Origin of the sequence: Microbulbifer sp. YPW16, assembly GCF_021290385.1 — a bacterium.
GTDB classification, from domain to species: Bacteria; Pseudomonadota; Gammaproteobacteria; order Pseudomonadales; family Cellvibrionaceae; genus Microbulbifer; species Microbulbifer zhoushanensis.
Window position 1 is genome coordinate 2246245 of sequence record NZ_CP089928.1, and the last position, 16026, is coordinate 2262270.

At 61.0% G+C, this 16026-nt stretch carries 11 protein-coding genes; 4 read left to right on the forward strand and 7 right to left on the reverse strand.

Annotated features, from left to right (window positions below):
* Positions 1–117: 117 nt before the first annotated feature.
* The gene (locus LVE68_RS09490; protein WP_232940002.1) at positions 118–1446 is read right to left on the reverse strand and encodes a sugar MFS transporter; all 1329 of its coding nucleotides are present in this window, start codon (positions 1444–1446) and stop codon (positions 118–120) included.
* A 510-nt stretch (positions 1447–1956) separates the two neighbouring features.
* Between LVE68_RS09490 and LVE68_RS09495 the strand changes: the two genes are divergently transcribed.
* Together LVE68_RS09495 and LVE68_RS09500 are read left to right on the forward strand one after the other, a co-directional pair.
* Entirely contained in the window at positions 1957–3138 is a 1182-nt protein-coding gene (locus tag LVE68_RS09495) for a sensor histidine kinase (RefSeq protein WP_232940003.1), read from the forward strand.
* Positions 3135–3986 carry a LytR/AlgR family response regulator transcription factor gene (locus LVE68_RS09500; protein ID WP_232940004.1) on the forward strand — a complete coding sequence of 284 codons (852 nt, stop codon included), beginning with the start codon at positions 3135–3137 and terminating at the stop codon, positions 3984–3986. Before LVE68_RS09495 ends, LVE68_RS09500 begins: the two co-directional genes overlap by 4 nt.
* 499 nt (positions 3987–4485) lie before the next feature.
* Here LVE68_RS09500 and LVE68_RS09505 read toward each other — a convergent pair whose 3' ends face one another.
* The 6 genes from LVE68_RS09505 to LVE68_RS09530 all read right to left on the reverse strand — a co-directional run bounded on the left by LVE68_RS09505 (position 4486) and on the right by LVE68_RS09530 (position 14088).
* Complete coding sequence (locus LVE68_RS09505) at positions 4486–5757, reverse strand: sugar MFS transporter (protein WP_232940005.1); 1272 nt, start codon at positions 5755–5757, stop codon at positions 4486–4488.
* A 316-nt stretch (positions 5758–6073) separates the two neighbouring features.
* Entirely contained in the window at positions 6074–7564 is a 1491-nt protein-coding gene (locus tag LVE68_RS09510) for a tryptophan halogenase family protein (protein WP_255701100.1), read from the reverse strand.
* Between the two features lie 60 nt (positions 7565–7624).
* Complete coding sequence (locus LVE68_RS09515; protein WP_232940006.1) at positions 7625–8662, reverse strand: cupin-like domain-containing protein; 1038 nt, start codon at positions 8660–8662, stop codon at positions 7625–7627.
* On the reverse strand, positions 8659–9390 hold the full coding sequence (locus tag LVE68_RS09520; protein WP_232940007.1) for a SapC family protein: 732 nt from the start codon (positions 9388–9390) through the stop codon (positions 8659–8661). Before LVE68_RS09520 ends, LVE68_RS09515 begins: the two co-directional genes overlap by 4 nt.
* Before the next feature lie 36 nt (positions 9391–9426).
* Positions 9427–10998, reverse strand: a complete 1572-nt coding sequence (locus LVE68_RS09525; RefSeq protein WP_232940008.1) for a tryptophan halogenase family protein — start codon at positions 10996–10998, stop codon at positions 9427–9429.
* A 123-nt stretch (positions 10999–11121) separates the two neighbouring features.
* Positions 11122–14088 (reverse strand): TonB-dependent receptor, encoded by a 2967-nt coding sequence (locus LVE68_RS09530; RefSeq protein ID WP_232940009.1) that lies wholly within the window; start codon positions 14086–14088, stop codon positions 11122–11124.
* Between the two features lie 394 nt (positions 14089–14482).
* On the opposite strand from LVE68_RS09530, the gene LVE68_RS09535 reads away from it, so the two are divergent.
* Complete coding sequence (locus LVE68_RS09535) at positions 14483–14908, forward strand: DUF1810 domain-containing protein (RefSeq protein WP_232940011.1); 426 nt, start codon at positions 14483–14485, stop codon at positions 14906–14908.
* A 304-nt stretch (positions 14909–15212) separates the two neighbouring features.
* The gene (locus tag LVE68_RS09540) at positions 15213–15989 is read left to right on the forward strand and encodes a LuxR C-terminal-related transcriptional regulator (RefSeq protein WP_232940013.1); all 777 of its coding nucleotides are present in this window, start codon (positions 15213–15215) and stop codon (positions 15987–15989) included.
* The last annotated feature ends 37 nt before the right edge of the window (positions 15990–16026 follow it).

The following is a 16026-nucleotide window of genomic DNA, read 5'->3' on the forward strand; positions in this document are numbered from 1 at the left end:
CACGACCGGCAGCATGACAAAATGCAATTACCTGCCTTCGCTGCCAAGGGGCCGCGGCGGGATAGTCGGCGGGGTGGTCTGAATTCCGGACAAGAGGGAAGCTGCCCGGCGCGCAACTCAGGTGCGGTTGCGCAGCAGCGGGGAGAATGTGCCGTAGTAGACGATGTAGCAGTAGCACAGCAACGGCACCAGGAACGACAGCTGGATACCGATCTGGTCCGCCAGGATGCCCTGCAGCAGGGGCACGAAGGCACCGCCGACGATAGCCATGCACAGGATGCCGGAGCCCTGGCTGGTGTGCCGGCCCAGGCCCTGCAGGGCCAGGCTGAAGATGGTGGGGAACATGATCGAGTTGAACAGGCCCACGGCAATGATGGCCCACACCGCCTGCATGCCCGAGGTGGCCATGGCCAGCACGATCATCACCGCGGCTCCCAGCGCACAGGTGGCCAGCATCACGCCGGCGGAGATATAGCGCAGTAGCAGGGCACCGGCGAAGCGGCCGATCATGGCGCCGCCCCAGTAATAGGACACATAGCGCGCGGCCTCACCGGTACTCATGCCGGCCACGCCGGGCTCGCCGAAGAAGTTGACCAGGAAGCTGCCGATTGCCACCTCGGCGCCCACATAGACGAAGATCCCGATGGCACCCAGGGACAGGCGGGGATGGCGCAGCAACTCCAGCTTGCTGTCGGCGCCGGGGCGCACCTGCGACGGCAGCTGGTGGCCGGGAATGCTGGGCAGGCGGATCCAGGAGAAGAACGCCACCATCAGCAGCAGCACCACCGCCAGCCAGAAATAGGGAGCCTCCACCAGCGCCGCTTCCTGCGCCCGGAAGGCCTGCAGCCCCTCGGCGGTGGAACGGTCGATACCCACCGAGACGCCGGCAAAAATCACCAGCCCGCCGAAGAATGGCGCCAGGGTGGTACCCAGGGAGTTGAACGCCTGGGTCAGGTTGAGCCGGCTGGGGGCGGTAGCGGCACTACCCAGGGCAATCACGTAGGGATTGGCGGATACCTGCAGGATGGTAATGCCCGCGGCCAGGACGAACAGGCCCAGCAGGAATACCTCGTAGACCTGCATGCGTGCGGCGGGGATAAAGATCAGGCAGCCGGCACAGGCAATCAGCAACCCCATCACCAGCCCCAGCTGGTAGCCGACGCGCTTCAGCAGCTTGCCGGCGGGAATGGAGACGATGAAGTAGGCGGCGAAGAAGCTGAACTGGACGAAGATCGCCTTGGTATAGCTCAGCTCGAATACGTTCCGCAGGTGCGGCACCAGGATATCGTTGAGGCTGGTGATAAAGCCCCAGATAAAGAACAGGGAGGTGAGCACCACCAGGCCGGTGCGCGTCGGCACAGTGGCCGATGCGGCCGACTCGATCGGCGTTGCCATGCCCGCATGGGATCCGCCTATCTCGCCCGTGCCGGTGACTAACTCTTTCATCGGGAATCCGGTCTATTGCACCTGCCTAGCTCGCTGGAAACAGCCTGGTTAAAACGCGTGGCGGCTGCTCGCGCAAGCCGCCCGCGGGCGCGAACCTGTGCGGCTCGCAGCAAGAGTCCTGTGAGACTGTCTTTGCGTCGCTGGGTCGTTTTTATCACGGCGTTGCCGCTTTTCTTTTGCCCCGCACATGGCGGGGGCCCTGCAGAGGGCGGGACGACCCTACCCTACTACACCGGCGCACTCTAGCACAGCTGCAGTTTGCACCCCCCCTGCGCAGCGGGCGCTCGCGGTGACCCGGACTGAAACTGCGCCGGACAGGATAGGCAGGTGTTTCCGTGACCGTATCCACCGGCCCGGTGACCGCAACCGACAAGGCGGTCCAAAAACCCGACAGGGCGGATCGGGAGTCAGGTACGGCGCTGGCCGGCCCGGGGCCCGCGGGTTAATATCTGTGCAGCGGCAAAACACCGCTAAAGATGAGAGAGAGATAACATTTATTACCGGGCCACTATGGCAGAGACTCCCCCGCAGCAATCGGACCTGTCGGTCAGGCTGCATTCCCAGCGCTGGTTCTGGAAACTGCAGCTCATCAGCTGGCTGGGGATTCTGGTGGTTACCTTCCTTTCCCTGACTTTCTGGCACAGTTCAGTCGAGTGGCCGCGGTTCGAGCCCGGCAACACCCTGTTCCAGTGCTCGGTGGCCTTCCTGCTGTCGCTGCTGTTGCGGCCGATCTTCGATATCGCCTGGGACACTCCCATCGCGCTGCGCACCTTCCTCTACCTGGTGGCGGTGGCGGTGATTGCCGGCATCTGGACCCTGGTGCGCATGGAGATGTATATCCGGCTCACCGGTGAGCACTCCCTGTGGTCCGAGTTCGGCGGCTGGTATTACGCCTCCCTGTTCGTGTTCCTGTTCTGGAGCGCCCTCTACTGCGGGGTGAAATACTACCTGCTGCTGGAGCACGAGCACGAGAAGATGCTGGAGGTGGCCGCGGTACACGAGCGGGAGCAGATTCGCCGGCTGCACGCCGAGGCGGTGGCCAAGGAGGCGCAGCTGAAGATGCTGCGCTACCAGCTCAACCCGCACTTCCTGTTCAACACCCTGAATTCCATCAACGCGCTGATCCGCTTCGAGCAGGCCAGCGAGGCCCGCGACATGGTGGTGCGCCTGAGCCAGTTCCTGCGCCACTCCCTGACCGAGGACCCGGTACAGAAGGTGACCCTGGAGCAGGAAATCAACGCGGTGCTGCTGTACCTGGAGATCGAGAAAACCCGCTTTGCCGACCGCCTGCAGGTGGAACTGGAGATCCCCGCGGAGCTGAATACTGCCCGCGTGCCCAGCATGCTGCTGCAGCCGCTGGCGGAGAACGCGGTGAAGTATGCCATTGCCCTGAGCGAGTCCGGCGGCCTGATCAAGATCGGTGCGCGCCAGCTGGACGACAGCCGGCTCGAGCTGAGGGTCTGCGACTCGGGCAGCCGTGACGACAATTCCGGGGCGGGCGCACCGGAGCAGGCCTCCACCGGCGTGGGCCTGGCCAATGTGCGCGACCGCCTCAGCACCCTGTATTCCAATAACTACAGCCTCAGCCAGGAGCGCAAGGAGAACGGGGGCATGATGGTCCGCATCAGCCTGCCGCTCGAACTCGCCGCCACCGGAGCCGGGGCAACAACACGACGGGAGGTAGTCGCATGAGCCACCTGAGAGCGGTGATTGTCGATGATGAACCACTGGCCCTGCGCCTGCTGCAGGCCATGCTGGAAGAGCTGCCGGATATCGAGGTGGTGGCCAGCTGCCGCAACGGCCGCGAGGCACTGAATGCGGTGGCCCGGCACACACCGGACATCCTGTTCCTGGATGTGCAGATGCCGGGCATGAACGGCTTTGATGTGGTGCGGCGCCTGCAGGGCGACACCATCCCGCTGGTGGTCTTCACCACCGCCTACGACCAGTACGCCGTCAACGCCTTCGAGGTGCATGCGGTGGACTATGTGCTCAAGCCCCTGGAAACCGAGCGCCTGCAGACCGCACTGTCGCGGGCGCGGGAACGCCTGCACGCGGGTGCGGGCCAGTCCGGCGCCGGCGGCAATGGCGAGAAGAACCGCCTGCTGGCTTCCATGGAGGATATCGAGCAGCGCGAACAGCCGGATACCGGCGCGCCAGCCGAGGCGCCGGCGCGGGAGGGCAAGGCCAAGCTGGCAATCAAGGACCGCGGCCGTATCACCATGATCTGCCAGGCGGATATCGAGTGGATCGACGCCGCCGGCGACTATATGTGCGTGCACGCCAGTGGTGAGACCCACGTAATGCGCAGCACCATGAAGGAACTGCAGGAACAGCTGTCGTCCGAGACCTTCAAGCGGGTGCACCGCTCGACCCTGGTGAACCTGAACTTTATCGAGCACATCAAGGTGCTGAGCAAGGGCGAGTACCTGCTGACCCTGGCCAGTGGCTCGGAGGTCAAGGTAAGCCGCAACTACCGCCAGCCGATCAAGGAATACCTGGACGCCAGCCGCGGCCAGGCCGCCGCGACACCCCGCTGACGTTTCCTCCGGGATGCGTGTGGCATCCCGGTTCCTCTCCTCCCTGTTATCGGCACGATCCATCCCGGTCGCGGCCAGCGGCCGCTCCTACGTCAGGGGGCGACAGGCAATCCCTATCGCGGCCATGGGCCGCTCCTACAGGAGAGTAGCCGCACTCCGGTGCACGATCCCCGTGTAGGGGCGCACCTTGTGTGCGCCCTGCTCTCCGCACGCACAAAGGGCGGATACAAGATCCGCCCCTACAAACCTCGCGTACTCCGCAGGAGCGGCCGCTGGCCGCGATCCAACTCAATCGGGGCATCCAACGTAGGGGCGCACCTTGTGTGCGCCCTGGCAGGAGCCCGCAACAGGACCAGAAAAAAACCTCAACCCGGGTGCACACAAGGTGCGCCCCTGCCGGACCGGTTTTGAAGACCGCAGGTTTCCGGCAGGCATAAAAAAGCCCGGCAAGCTTGCGCTGCCGGGCGAACCCTTTCCTAGGGAGATGATGAAAAGCCTCTCAGCTTTCCATGGCGATACGGTGTCCACGGATACCGTAAAAGAGGATGTAGAGATAACAGACGATGGGCAGGACGAAGGCCAGCTGGATGCCGATCTGGTCGGCCAGCACGCCCTGCAGCAGCGGCACCACGGCGCCGCCGACGATGGCCAGGCAGAGGATGCCGGAGCCCTGGCTGGTCGCCGGGCCCAGCTTGGCCAGTGCCAGGCTGAAGATGGTCGGGAACATGATGGAGTTGCACAGGCCCACCGCGAGGATGGCGACCATCGCCACCTTGCCGGTGCCGCCTATGGCCAGCGCCAGTAGCACACAGGCGCCGGTGGCACAGATGCCCAGCACCTTGCCAGCGGGGACATGGCGCATGACAACCGCACCGATAAAGCGACCCACCATGGCGCCGCCCCAGTAGTAAGCCACGTAGTAAGCTGCCTTTTCCTCGGTGAGGCCGGCGATATGCGACTCGGAGAGGAAATTCACCAGGAAGCTGCCGATAGCGACCTCGGCACCCACGTAAACGAAGATGGCCAGGGCACCCAGTACCAGGTGCGGGTGACGCCAGGCGGAATCACTGTTGCCAGCCGACTCCAGGGTCGGTGCATGCCCATCGATGCGCGGTAGCTTCAGGAATGCAAAGGTGATGGCCAGCAACGCCAGTGCGCCCGCCAGGATCAGGTAGGGCAGCTCCACTGCCGCAGCCCGCTCCTCGGTGGACAGTTCGCCCGAACCGATACCGGCAACCGACAGGATCAGGAAGGCACCGAAGAAGGGCGCCACGGTGGTGCCCAGCGAGTTGAAGGCCTGGGTCATTGTCAGGCGACTGGCTGCGCTCTTCTCGTCTCCCAGTGCGGTGACATAGGGATTCGCGGAAACCTGCAGGATGGTGATACCGGAAGCCAGCACAAACAGCGCAATCAGGAACAGGGTATAGACCTGCAGGCGCTCCGCGGGAACGAACAGCAGGCAGCCAACCACCGCCACCGACAGCCCCACCACGATACCGCGCTGGTAGCCGATAGCGCCCACCAGCTTGCCCGCCGGCAGCGAGATCAGGAAGTAGGCCCCGAAGAAGCAGAACTGCACCAGCATCGCCTGGGTGTAATTCAGGTCGAAGACACCCTTCAGGTGCGGAATCAGGATGTCATTGAGACAGGTAATGAACCCCCACATGAAAAACAATGAGGTGAGTGCCACCAGCGCGAATTGCTGGCTGGACTGCGAGGACGAAGGCGCGCTGACCGCTCCCGTCTCCAGGTTTGTTCCCAGTGTTGCCATCTTTATTTTTCCCAGTACATCAATTTTTTGTTCGGGCTTATCTACCCCGCTGCCGCGCTCTCATCATTCGCGGCACCGGTTGTGCGAGGCTTGATTGGAGCTATTTCTATCACGCGAAACGGCGCGGGCGGGGGGCTTTTCGATAAGAAGGATCAAATGGGGGGTAGCAGGGACCAGGATAGACGCATGAATTCAGGCCCCGCAGCATCCGGCCAATTACCCCTGCCACGGGACAGTAGCGTAATCCCTGCTGGGACAAATTGAGATGACCCGGGTGCCACTGCGGTGGGGCACCCGGGTTGCAGCAACAGCCCGGTCAGGCCGGCATTGCCTTGCAATAGTGGTCGATAAACTGCCGGTGGTCGGGCAGGTTGTCCACCTGTCGGCGAACGCCCTTGCGGATATTGTCGAGAAAGCTCTTCAGTTCCTCATCGCCCATCAAATCCACTATCGGGTGGTAGCGCTCCGGCATCAAGCCCTGTCCAAGCATTACCTGCAGCCAAGAGCTCTCGCCAAAGAGTTCCGGCGGGAATTTAAACACTACCCCGCTCTCGCGAAACATCTCAAGCCGGTGCGCCAGCGAATCCGGGATTGGCATCGAGCGGCAATAGCGCCAGAACTTGCTGTCCGTGCGGTCGGTGACATTGTAGTGGAGGATGATGAAGTCGCGGATGTTCTCCATCTCCCGCACCGTCTGCGCATTGAACTCATCGATATCGGCCTGAACGATCCCCCGCGAGGGAAACAGCTGCATCATCCGCACGATATTGCGCTGGATGAGGTGAATACTGGTGGACTCCATCGGCTCGATAAAGCCACTGGATAAGCCCACGGCAACGCAGTTCTTGTTCCAGTGCTGGCGGCGGGTACCTGTCCGGAACGGGATGATCCGGGGTTCATTGAGCAGCTCGCCCTCGATATTGCCCAGTAGCAACTCCCGCGCCTGCTCATCGTCCAGGTAACGGCTGCAGTACACCAGGCCATTACCGACGCGATTCTGCAACGGAATCTGCCATTGCCAGCCGGATTCGTGCGCGATAGCCCGGGTAAAGGGCACCGCCGGCCTGGTGGACTCGGTCTGCACTGCCATAGCGCGGTCACAGGGGAGCCAGTGGGTCCAGTCCTCGTAGCCCGTATGCAAGGCACCCTCGATCAGAAGACCACGGAAGCCGGTACAGTCGACAAATAAATCACCCTCGATTACCTGGCCGCTGTCGAGCTGCAGGCCCTCGATAAAGCCAGTGTCGGCATTCAGGCGCACGTCTTCAATCTTTCCCTCGACCCGCTTCACGCCGTGGGACTCGGCAAATTTGCGCAGGAATTTTGCGTAGAGGGTGGCGTCCAGGTGGTAGGCATGGTTGCGGTCCTGGTCCGGCAGCACGGCGAAGCGGTGCTCACGCGCCGCCAGGTGTTCCTTGCAGTAGTCACCGATCGGGTACTCAATCCCCTGCTCAAGCCCCTTGAGCCAGAAGTGCTGGAAGCCGCAGGCCCAGCAGTCCTTACCCAGGAAGCCGAAGGAGTGCAGGTAATCCTCGCCCGGCACGCGCCAGTTCTCGAAATTAATACCCAGCTTGAAGGTGGCATTGGTGGCAGCCATGACCTCCGACTCTTTCAGCCCCAACAGCTGGTGAAAGACATGCAGAGTGGGAATGGTGGCTTCGCCCACCCCGACAGTGCCGATCGCATCCGACTCCACCAGGGTAATGTCCAGGTTTTTCCCGATCAGCTTGCCCAGCGCTGCCGCGGCCATCCAGCCTGCAGTACCGCCACCGGCGATCACCACCCGGCGAATTCTTTCTGTGTCCACGTTACACCTCAGCTTTTATTTTGTGGGCCCGCTGCCGACAGCGACGACACAGGCTCGCTTTCAATTTTTCATTCGTTCCAACAGGTCCGCCCGCAGCTTCTGTGCGGCCTGCTCATCCAGTGGCTCCTGGCGCAGGCCCCGGGCGCTTGCGGGGATATGGCTCGGGCGTCCCGGACCAGCTTCGAACACGTAATAATCGAACAGTGCTTTCCATGCCTGGCGCAGCTCTGGTGAGAGACCCCGCACGCTCAACATGGCATGCAGCAGCGCACTGCTCGGCGCCCCCGCGTAGTCCGGTGATTCGTTCCACCAGTGGCTGTAGAGCACATTGAGGGCATCCAGCCCCTCGACGTGGTGCCACCACATGCCCGGCAAAAAGAGCGCATCGCCGGGATTCAGCTCCGCCACCTGCGCCGCTTCCAGCGCTTCGCGGAACCCGGGGAAGCGCTCGAAATCCGGTTGCCGGAAATCAACCAGGCTGATCTCCTGACCGCCCGGTGCGAACCCAAGAGGACCCGGGTACAGGTTCGCCACCTGCTCCGGCGGGAACAGGGTAAAGCGACGGCGGCCGGCAATATTGCAGGCCAGGTTGTGGGGAAAATCGTAATGGGCCGCGATGCGCGTGCGGTTGCCGAGCCACAGGAAGCCGATAGGCGAGAGGTCTTCCAGGCCAGCTGAATTCTGCTCGGCAAACCCCGGGAACCAGCGACTCACATCGGTAGAGGCCATGTAAAGCGTTGGCGGTGACGGCTCATCGGCACAGTCGAGCATTTCCTGCAGCAGGCGACGCAGGTCTACGCGGCCGTTGCGGAAATTGAACCCATCGAGTGCCTCGTTATAAAACACCCGCCCATCCAGAGCGGGCTCGCCGTAAGCCGCGTTGACGGGCATACCGTTGTAAAATTTGTTCAGGTAGGCAGCCGCATCTCGCGGCGAGGCCGCACAGGCTTTCACTGCAGGCCAGTCGCTGCAGAAGTTGCGCAGCACAACCGGCTGCTCCGACTGGAACAGCTCTGGCGGTACGACGCCGGGGCGGCAATCGTCCCGCTCGGCGGCGAAAGCCAGGCCGAATTCGGCGAGGCACGGCTGCTGGTTCACGCCTCGGCCACCCGACGATTCTTGGCTTCCAGGAGCTGCCGTACATTCGACTGAGAAGCCATGGCCATATAGATCGGCTCGAGGTAGCCCGCCTTGTGCAGGCTGGTAAGTGCGTCAGTGCCCAGGTCGCGAAGCTTGTCCTCATTGATGGTGTAAAAGCCCACCAACTGGTTTTTATCGCCGCTGTCCAGCTGCACCTCCAGGGTGAAGGGCTCGAGCAGCTCGTGCTCGACCAGGGCATCGATAAAACCTTCTGCCGCATTCAGGCCCTGGTGGATTGCCTCCAGCATGTCACCGATGTTGTCGAGATACGGGGAATTGCCGCCGAACTCCATGAACAATCGCTCGCCGCGCTCGGTATTTACGCGCGGATTCTCCATGTCGATGTGAATCACGCGCTGCTGTTTTTCAACACCGTCCTCGGTCACCGTTTGCCGGCCAATCAGGAAAGGCTGGCGGCGGATTGACAGCGGCACGTAGGAAGCCTGCCACTTGCCATGTTCCAGAAACAGGTTTTCTCCCTCGCGGAATCCCAGCAGCGCCAGGGCAAAAAATCGCCCGGTCTCCGGGTGCTTCTGGAAGAAAATGGGGTAGTGAGCCTGCAGGGAGCGGAATTCCAGGGGGAAGGTCAGGGCATACCAGACGTTGTCCCCGTATTCCTCTGCCCGCTCGGTGATTACCCGCAGGTCTTTATGTTCAACGCTGTTCAGCGGTACTGCCTTTGCCATTTTTTTATTTCCTCTCGGTTCATACCTGCGCCGGGCTCAGCATTGCTGGCCAGCGGCGAGGTGGATGCGTTGCAGCAGTTCGCGATTGCTGGGCAGGGTCCGCTGCAAGCGCTCCCGGTTTTGTATATTGTCGTAAAACTGTTTGTGCGCGGCCTGCTCCATGGCCGGTCGCACGGTCCACGGGAGGGGCTCGGTCACAAACCCCATGCCATAAAGAACATACTGGTAGCTGGCGGCTGGAAACAGTTCGTCGGCTATCTCTGTTTCCTCCAGCCACGGTGATCGACGCCGCCACAGCGCCAGGGATTCCTGCAAGCGCGCGGGAATACCGGCAGGATCGCGGTGATCCATCCAGTAGGCGCTATCCTCGCGCTCAGACAGCACATAGTGGAGCTTGAGGAACTCGATAATACGTTGCCAATGGTGCGCGAACTTGCGGTTAAAGCGCACCGCAACCGCCTCCATCATCGTGCGGTCAGGCGGTAGCTGTTCCGCCAGCATCCTGGCCGACTGTTCCACCAGGACCAGAGCCGATGCTTCCAGCGGTTCGATAAAACCTGCAGCCATACCGATGGCAACACAGTTCTTGTGCCAGAACTGCTCGCGGTAACCGGGCTGGAAGCTGATCTTGCGCAGCTCTGCACGCTCGGCGCCGCCGGAACCCAGCGCCGGCTCAAGATAGCGCCGCAGAACCTGCTCGGCATCTTTGTCGCTGGTATGCGCACCGGAAAATGTATAACCCACGCCACGGCGGCTGGGCAACCCGATATCCCAGATCCAGCCGGCCTCTCGGGCAGTGGAAAGGGTGCAGGACGCGATGGGGCTGTCGGCCTCGGGATAGGGCACCTGCACCGCCAGGGCAGAGTCGTTGAACAGTACATCCCGCTGCTCCCGCAGACCGATACTGTAGTGCCCACCCAGCAACAGGCTGCGCGCACCGCTGCAGTCCACGAACAGATCGCCTTCCAGCACCGCGCCCGACTTCAGCTGCAGGCCTGTGATGTAGCCGTGCCGGTCGTTGCGGATATCGGTCACCCGATCCCTAAGGTGCTCAACGCCCAGGCGGGTAGTGCAATGCTCCTGCAACAAATCAGCAAACTTCCCCGCATCCAGGTGGTAGCCGTAGTTGAGGTTGAAAGCATACTCCGGCGTGGTGACCTGCTTCGGAGCCAGGTTCAGGCGGCTGATATGCCCCTGGGGACAGACCGCATCGCCGAACGACATTTCTTCCCGATGCGGTTGCCAGAATGGAACAGGGTTCTGCTGGTGAAATCCTGCGGGGACAGTGAAAGGGTGGAAATACTCGTCGCCACCGGATGCATCGCCCCCGCGGCACCAGCCCAAAAAGCGGGTGCCCTGCTTGAAGCTGGCATTGCAACGGAGCAGGAACTCGGTCTCTGAAATGCCGATGCGCTTGAGTGTAGAGCGCATCGAGGGCCAGGTTCCCTCACCCACACCGATGGTGGGTACATCCGGAGACTCCACGAGAGTAACCTGCAGACCGCGATCAGCGCCCGCGGCATACTCTGCCGCCAGCACACCGGCGGTCAGCCAGCCCGCGCTGCCTCCACCCAGGATCACCACTTTCTTGACTGTTGTTTCACTCATATGCGGTACCACATGCCGAAAAGCACGATCCAGCAGCAGGGTATCATGAACAGAAACAGAAAAGCCGCTGTCACCAGCGGCTTCCCTGCTACCTCTGCTAGAAGATGTGCGTCACGCTATTGCTTAGAAAGCGTAGCGTGCACCCATCTGCCAGCGGGCCCCACCCTGGTATACACCCAGGGTCTGCTGGCTGGAACGGCCATACACACGGCTGTACTCATCGGTCACATTCAGGCCTTCGAGGAAGACCTCCAGACCTTCAACCTGCGGAACCTCGTAGCCGATGTTCAGGTCGATCTGGCTGTAAGCCTCAGTGTACGCCGGGTTGGCACCAGTGCCCTGACCACGGGAGTTCAGGAAGTCATCGCGCCAGTTGTAGGCGATACGCGCCTGGAAGCCGTTCTTGTCATAGAAGCCCACCAGGTTGGCAGAATCGCTCAGGCCGATCATCGCTTCCTGGTCCTGCAGCAGGTAGGGGTTGTACTCAACACCCGCCTCTACAATGGTGTAGTTAGCGATCACACCAAAGCCGGTCTCACCAAACATGTGCTGTACCGCGAATTCCCAGCCATCGATGGTTTCCTTCCGGTCACCGTTCTCGGGAATGCTCAGCAGGAAGGTCATTGCCGGGTCGGTCTCCGGGTTGCCGGTGATCGTGACGGTACCATCCGCGCCTACGTCTACGTAGGGGTCATCGGCGAAGTTGTCACCGATATACTGGCGAATATCATTCACATCAGTGAAGCCAGCATCACGGGCCGCCTGTACCAGTGCACCCTGTGCCGGGTTCGGGATACCGAAGATCTCGGACTCGGTGGTGCCGTTGGAGATGAAGTTGGCAATCCGCTTGGTGAAGTAACCCGCTGACGCGTAGCTGGACTCACCGTAGTACCACTCAACCGACAGGTCGAAGTTGGTGGACTCGAGCGGCAGCAGTGCCGGGTTACCGGCAGAGCCGCTGCCACCGTCGATACGGGCCAGGGAGCCAATGGAAGTACCGCCCTTGATGGCGTCGTAGCTCGGGCGACCGATGGTCTCGCTGGCAGCAGCGCGAACAACGACGTCCTCAGTGACATCCATCTTGAAGTTCACACTGGGCAGCCAGTAGTCGTAATCTGCGGTCTGGGACAGGAAGCCAGTACCGGAATTCACCAGTACAACCTCGTTGGCAGAACCCCAGATAGCCTGGTCGTAAGTCGGCGATGCGGATTCCGAATCCACCTCAGTGGTCTCGTAACGCAGGCCCAGGTTCAACTCATAGGGCATCTCGCCAGCACCGGTCTGGAACGCAGACTCGAAGTTATACTGCGCGAAGGCGGCAGTAGTGGTCTCTTCGGTAGTGCGGTCGGTGGCCTGGTCATAGGCGGTAGACGGGCAGAACTGGGTGCCGCAGTCGCCGACCAGCCCCGGCCAGATATCGTCACCGTACAGGTCTTCGGCGATCGCGCGCACAGTCTCGAAATCCCAGTCGAAGTAGACATTCTGTGCATCTGCACCGCCGATCTCGGAGAAATCACCAGTGGCGATATCGAACTTGTCTTGGATGGAATCGGCCGGGAACAGGGAATCGTCCAGGTCGCTGGCCGGGCCTGCACCGCCCCAGGCGTCGCGCTGCACTACTGCCATCTGCGAGCGATTGGTAACCGCCTGCATGCTCAGGCCGAAGTCGATGTCACTGGACTCATTCAGCTCGAAGTTACCGCTGAAGCGGAATGCATCGATATCGGAGCGGTCACGGGAGTTGGTGAACACGCTACCGGTGACCAGCATGTCGGACGGCTGTACGTCGTTGCCGCCACCGACAGACAGAGCCGGGAGGGCCTCAGTGAAATCGGTGGTAGCGCTGGTGCGCACGAAGGCCGCGGTGGACAGCAGGGCATCTGAACCCCAGGGGCTGTCGGGGCGACGCTCGGCGTCAGAGGTGTGGGCATCGAATGCCAGGGACAGGCTCTCGTTGACGTCCCACTCCAGGTTTACACCCAGGGTCTGGCCGCGGTAGGCCTCGGCGCTCTCACCGGCAGCCATGGACAGGTCAGCCGGGGCGCCGTAACTCTCGGAGTAGATCAGCGGAGTGGCGATAGGGCCATCGGACCAGACGTTTTCAGACGGGCCGAAGTTGTACCAGGCCGAGATATCGTTGTACTGCTTCGCGATATCGTTCGAATAGTACATGTAGTCCATGGTCGCAGTGATGTCGTCGGTCGGCGCCCACTGCAGGACCAGCTGGCCGTTGGTGCGCTTGCGCTGCTGCTCTTCGAACTTATAGACGGTAGTCTGCGGCACTGAGTAGATGTCGTCAGGACCGGGACGGTTAACCTGGTTTTCCTGGGGCACGCCGCCCCACTCAGCAGTACCGGCACCCCAGTTCTGGTCCACGGTACCCGCAAAGCTGCGCCAACCGGTGCCAACCAGACCCTGCTGGCTGCCGCTCTCGCGCTCCTGGACACTGGCGGCGATGACTACACCGAATTCACCATCGGCGAAGGTATCGGCATAGAAACCGGAGTATTCCGGGGTGATGTTAGCCTCTTCGGAGGACTCATCCATCACGCCCTTGGTGGCGAACTGCAGGCGACGCTCGCCAATCTCGAGCGGGCGGGCAGAAAGCAGGTTGATGGTAGAACCGATACCACCGCTCGGCACCAGGGCATTGCTGCTCTTGGCGACCTGTACACCACTCACCATCTCGGAGGCAATATTCTGGAAGTCGAAGGAGCGACCGCCGGTGGTGCGCGCCAGCTGGCGACCGTTCAGGGTAACCAGGTTGTAGTCAGGGTTAATACCGCGCACGGTAACCCGGCTGCCTTCCCCGTTAACCCGGTCGATGGACACGCCGGTGATCCGCTGCATGGATTCGGCCAGATTGGTGTCCGGGAACTTGCCGATATCCTCGGCCGAAATGGCATCCACGATACCATCGCTATCACGCTTGACGTCCATGGAACGGTTCAGACTGGCGCGAATGCCAGTAACCACTACTTCTTCCAGGGCTGCGTCCTGGGCCAGGGCACCCGAGGGCAGCATGGTTGCGCCCAGGGCCATGGAAATTGTGACCGCGAGACGGTCTTTGTGGAAAATTTTTCTTCTCATCAGCCTTTCCCCGAATTATTAGGTTCTTTTGACTCTCTCTGGATACTGCCCTGGCGAAGCCTGTTCTATCTTTATCGCGGTTACTGGCACGTCACTGGCCAGCTTTGCTGCTGTCGCCCGGCTACCACATCATTCCCGGGGCAGTGTTCCGGGTCTGATTCGGGGCGCGACAACGCTTCTTCGCTGCGATTGAATACTGCCGGGTTTGACGAGTACATCAATTCAGGGAGGGCACAAACAGGATATCCCGGATTAAATGCGCGGCAACAGGGATTTTGCGCGTTCGGCCGGTCCAAACTGGTGCAGCGGAAGATGACCGATGGTCCACAAACCGGCCGCTGGCCGGGACTAAAATAGCCCCAAATTAAGCCGTTACATGTCGGAACCAGAGAAAATGAGTGATCCGTTCGACCTCGAGCGCTTTGTGAACGCCCAGGCCCCCTGTTACGAGTCGGTACTCGCGGAACTAAAGGCCGGCAACAAGCGCAGCCACTGGATGTGGTTTGTATTCCCCCAGGTCGAGGGCCTGGGCCACAGCCCCATGGCACAGCGCTATGCCATCGGCAGCCTGGACGAGGCCCGCGCTTACCTGCAGCACCCGGTACTGGGCACACGCCTCCGGGAGTGCTGCGAACAGCTACTGCAGCTGGAGGGACTTTCAGCACACGAGATCCTTGGCAGCCCCGATGACATGAAGCTGAAGTCATCGATGACACTGTTTGAACAGGTGGCGGGAGCGAACAGCCCCTTTGGGCGGGTGCTGGAGCGATACTATGGCGGCGAGCGGGATCGCCGGAGCCTGGAGCTGCTGGGAGCCTGAGCCGTCCAGATACAACAAGGGGATGCAGCCGCATGAGGCGCACGAGATCACTGCCTGACTTTCCTGTCCCAGCCCCTTTTACGGCCAGAAATGCTGCGATGTCCGCTTTCAACAGTAGAAAATATTTAGTTATGTGATATAAATCACACAGATTTTGAGAACCAGTAACGCAGGAATCGCTTCCTGCACCAGCTTCGGGCCAGGGCGGCAGGGATCACAATCGCCTGTATCCACACTGTGGACAACGCGCCGGAACCTTCCCGACTGTGGCCGCTGAGAAAACCAACAACAGAAAGAGCAGTGGATGAAGCCGGATACGCAGCTACTGAAAGCCGTTTGGGAATCCTCCCGCCAGCATTTGAGCGACACCCATGTGGGACTTGAGAGGTACGACCTGGATAACCTGGTGTCCTCCGTATTCAGCAGTGGACCATTTTATTTTTACGTGGTCGATTTCAAGACCTTTCACCTGGATTATGTCAGCCCATCGATCACCGCTATCCACGGGCTCCAGCCGGAAACGGTCACTTTCCAGGATATCCTCGATTGTGTGCATCCGGACGACATGGGTTTTGTTTCCCGCGCCGAGCAACGGGCGATCGAAATCGTCTACGAGCGGATCCCACCGGAGAAACGCAAGCTGTACAAGATTTCATACTGCTTTCGCTTCCGTACAGCCGATGGTTCTTACCAGCTGTTCAATCACCAGGCGATCATGCTCACAGAGGATGAAAATAACCGCCTGAGCAAGAGCCTGAATATCCACACCAATATCAGTCACCTGAGTAGCGAAAGTAATCACCGGCTGTCGGTGATCGGTATGCTGGGGGAGCCCTCCTTCCTGAATATTGAGATCGAAAATGAGGCCCCCGTGCCGGCGGCTTCACAGCCACTGTTTACCGACCGGGAGATGGAAGTGATCCGCCTGCTATCCCAGGGAATGACCAGCCGGGAGATAGCGGCCAGGTTGTATATCGCGGTGGATACGGTCAAGAACCACCGCAAGAACATCATGAAAAAATCCGCCTGCAAAAATGTGGGGCAACTGATTACCAAGTGCATCACGCAGGGGCTGCTGTAAATATACCGGCATGTCATGACGTGTAATCATGACAGCT

Excerpts from the sequence above, each read along its gene's own strand:
- LVE68_RS09490 (WP_232940002.1), bottom strand. The coding sequence starts at position 1,446 with ATGAAAGAGTTAGTCACCGGCACGGGCGAGATAGGCGGATCCCATGCG.
- LVE68_RS09495 (WP_232940003.1), top strand. The coding sequence starts at position 1,957 with ATGGCAGAGACTCCCCCGCAGCAATCGGACCTGTCGGTCAGGCTGCAT.
- LVE68_RS09500 (WP_232940004.1), top strand. The coding sequence starts at position 3,135 with ATGAGCCACCTGAGAGCGGTGATTGTCGATGATGAACCACTGGCCCTG.
- LVE68_RS09505 (WP_232940005.1), bottom strand. The coding sequence starts at position 5,757 with ATGGCAACACTGGGAACAAACCTGGAGACGGGAGCGGTCAGCGCGCCT.
- LVE68_RS09520 (WP_232940007.1), bottom strand. The coding sequence starts at position 9,390 with ATGGCAAAGGCAGTACCGCTGAACAGCGTTGAACATAAAGACCTGCGG.
- LVE68_RS09525 (WP_232940008.1), bottom strand. The coding sequence starts at position 10,998 with ATGAGTGAAACAACAGTCAAGAAAGTGGTGATCCTGGGTGGAGGCAGC.
- LVE68_RS09530 (WP_232940009.1), bottom strand. The coding sequence starts at position 14,088 with ATGAGAAGAAAAATTTTCCACAAAGACCGTCTCGCGGTCACAATTTCC.
- LVE68_RS09535 (WP_232940011.1), top strand. The coding sequence starts at position 14,483 with ATGAGTGATCCGTTCGACCTCGAGCGCTTTGTGAACGCCCAGGCCCCC.
- LVE68_RS09540 (WP_232940013.1), top strand. The coding sequence starts at position 15,213 with ATGAAGCCGGATACGCAGCTACTGAAAGCCGTTTGGGAATCCTCCCGC.